The sequence below is a fragment of the Streptomyces sp. NPDC002690 genome (assembly GCF_053592415.1).
This window is the reverse complement of record NZ_JBSFVR010000602.1, coordinates 1-2,770: the sequence shown is the minus strand read 5'-3', so window position 1 is coordinate 2,770 and position 2,770 is coordinate 1. Positions and strand designations below refer to the sequence as shown.

Annotated in this window: 2 protein-coding genes and 1 pseudogene; 1 reads left to right on the top strand and 2 read right to left on the bottom strand. The window is 74.1% G+C overall.

Going from position 1 to position 2,770, the window contains the following annotated elements:
* Positions 1 to 61 precede the first annotated feature (61 nt).
* Positions 62 to 811 (bottom strand): annotated as a pseudogene (locus ACWD3D_RS35725) (transcription antitermination factor NusB); the annotation flags it as partial.
* 80 nt (positions 812 to 891) lie between these two features.
* On the bottom strand, positions 892 to 1,824 hold the full coding sequence (fmt, locus tag ACWD3D_RS35720) for a methionyl-tRNA formyltransferase (RefSeq protein ID WP_451464830.1): 933 nt from the start codon (positions 1,822 to 1,824) through the stop codon (positions 892 to 894).
* 319 nt (positions 1,825 to 2,143) lie between these two features.
* Here fmt and ACWD3D_RS35715 point away from each other — a divergent pair, with 319 nt between their 5' ends.
* A complete protein-coding gene (locus ACWD3D_RS35715; protein WP_451464829.1) occupies positions 2,144 to 2,695 on the top strand; it encodes a hypothetical protein in 552 nt (183 codons plus the stop codon).
* Positions 2,696 to 2,770: the final 75 nt, after the last annotated feature.

Sequence of the window (2,770 nt, the reverse complement as noted above, 5' to 3'; positions counted from 1 at the left end):
CGTCGGATAAACCCGCAGGTCAGGAAGAGTGCTACCCGCGCGTGCGGGGATGGTCCCGTGGCGCTGAACCCGCGCCGCCCTCGGCCATGCGTACGGCGTAGGGCGACCAGCGGCCGGGGAGCGACTGCTCCTCGCCGAGGGCTTCCACGAGCTCGTCGGTGGTGGACCGGCCCGGGCGGGCGACCAGGGTGACCTCGGGGCGTTCGTTGTCGGCGTCGAGGAGGTCCTCGATACCGGCCCGGCCGCCGCCGAGGGAATCCCAGAGGGCGGAGACCACCCAGCGCGGGTGCGAGTGGACCACGGCGAGGTGGGCCTCGGCGTCCTCGTCGAAGGGCGGCGCGACCTGGTCGAGCCAGGCGTCAAGGTCCTTCGCGGTGACCTTGCGCAGCACCGCGTTGACGAACTTGGCGCGCCCCTCCCCCAGTACCACGCGCGCCAGCTCGACGCTGGCGGAGACGGCGGCGTGGGTGGGGATACGGGTGCCGAGCAGCTGGTGCACGCCCATGTTGAGTACGTCGAGCACCGGCGGGTCGACCTCGCGCAGGGGCCGGTCGATGCAGGCCGCGACGATCGCGTCGTACGTGCCCTGCCGGCGCAGCGTTCCGTAGACCAGCTCCGTCGCCAGCGCCGCGTCGCGGCTGTCGAAGTCACCCTTGGCGCGGGCCTTCTTCAGCAGCGGGGGCAGCACGAGGTTGGCGTAGGCGTCACGCTCGTCGACCGCCCGCAGCGCCTCGAAGGCCAGGAACCGCACCGGGTCCTTCTTCGGGCGGCGGTGGGGCTGGGCGGGACGGCGACGCGGCTGGTCGTTCACGTGAAAGGTGCTCCGCTGATGGTGAGGGGACGAACCCACCCAGCCTACGTCGCCTCCGGCCCGGTGGCGGAACCGCGGACCTACAGTCCGAGCAGCTCGCCCGGGGCGAGGCGGACACCGCGCGCCCAGTCGGCGGCCTGCATGGGCTTCTTGCCCTGGGGCTGCACCCAGAGCAGCTCGACGGCGTGCGAACCGGTGCCCACGTACACGTTCTTCTTGGTGGCCGAGATCTCGCCCGGGGCGAGGTCGTGACGGTCGAGCACCGGGGTGGCCTGGACGAGCTTGAGCCGCTCGCCGCGGAAGAGCGTCCAGGCTCCGGGTGCGGGGGTGCAGCCGCGTACGATCCGGTCGACCCGCAGAGCGGGCGCCGACCACTGCACCTGGGCGTCCTCGACAGTGATCTTCGGGGCGAGGGTGACCCCGTCGGCCGGCTGGGGGACGGCGTGCAGGGTGCCGTCCTCGATGCCGTCCATCGTCGCGGCGAGCAGCCCCGACCCGGCGAAGGCGAGCCGGGTCAGCAGGTCGCCGCTGGTGTCGGTGGGACGGACCTCCTCGGTCAGGACTCCGTAGACGGGCCCGGAGTCGAGCCCCTCCTCGATCAGGAAGGTGGAGGCTCCGGTGACCTCGTCCCCCGCCATCACGGAGTGCTGCACGGGAGCGGCGCCGCGCCAGGCGGGGAGCAGCGAGAAGTGCAGGTTGACCCATCCCCGGGCGGGGATCTCCAGGGCCGCTTTCGGCAGCAGCGCACCGTAGGCGACGACCGGGCAGCAGTCCGGGGCGATCTCCCTCAGCCGCGCCAGGAAGTCCTCGTCGCGTGGCCGGACCGGCTTGAGGACCTCGATCCCGGCCTCCTCGGCGCGCTCGGCGACCGGGCTGGCGACCAGCCGCCGCCCCCGGCCGGCCGGTGCGTCGGGACGCGTGACGACGGCGGCCACCTCGTGGCGCCCGGAGGCGATCAGTGCGTCCAGGGCGGGGACGGCAACCTCGGGGGTGCCTGCGAAGACGAGCTTCATGGGTGGCTGACTGCCTCTCGGGCGGGCGTACGGTGACGAGCGACGCACCAGTCTAGGCCGTGTCCGGCCGTCCCGGTCGGGCGGTCGGCGCCCGGCCGCCGGTCCGACGGGTTCGTCAGGGCGGAGCTTGCCTGGAGGGGCACCGGTGCGGCGCCGGCCAGGGGGCGCACACGCGGCGTACGCCCGGCGCACATGCGGAAACGGCCGGAGAGCGTGACCACAAGGCCGGGTCGGGCGTTGGTCAAAGGAGATTGACCGAAGCGAGTCGCCGCGCTGCGGCGGCCCGATCCCTTTCAACGCCGGTTCGAGAGGCTTCTTCATGGCCGACCACGCAACGCACGACGCCCAAGCGCGGGCCAGTCTGCATCTCCTGGTGCGGGACATCGAGCGGGTCAGGCGGCAGGTGGACGCGCTGCGCACCCTCACCGCGCAGCTGGGCAATGTCTACCGTCCCCGCCGCTCGGGCCCCTCCGCGGGCTTCGTGGTCTACGGGCGGGCCCCCGCCCCCACGGTCCGTCTGGCCCAGGAGCTGCGGGACAGCGTCGAGACGCTCGTCACCGCGGCGGTCGACTTCGACCGTTCGCTGGGCTTCTCCTGGGACGCGGTGGGTTCGGCCCTGGGCGTCACCAAGCAGGCGGTGCACCGCCGTTACGGCGCTCGCCGGACCACTCCGCAGCCCGCCGGGGAGACCGCCGAGGCCACGGCCGGGCGTTCCGCGCCCGCCAACGCCGAACCGGGGCCCCCGCACGGCACGGGTACACCGATGCCGTCCGTGCCCGCGGCCCGGTCGATGCCTCCGCAGCCCGCGCCGGGCGCTCCGCTTCGCGGGGACATGCGGCCGGGCGTCTTCCCCGGCCCCCGCAACGGCTGAAGCGACCGCCCTCGGGAAGGCCGGGCGACCGCCCGCGCGACGGCTGGGGCCACGGCCGGCGGACCACCGGCCGCC

Coding starts and splice junctions, on each gene's coding strand:
- fmt (WP_451464830.1), bottom strand. CDS start 1,824: ATGAAGCTCGTCTTCGCAGGCACCCCCGAGGTTGCCGTCCCCGCCCTG.
- ACWD3D_RS35715 (WP_451464829.1), top strand. CDS start 2,144: ATGGCCGACCACGCAACGCACGACGCCCAAGCGCGGGCCAGTCTGCAT.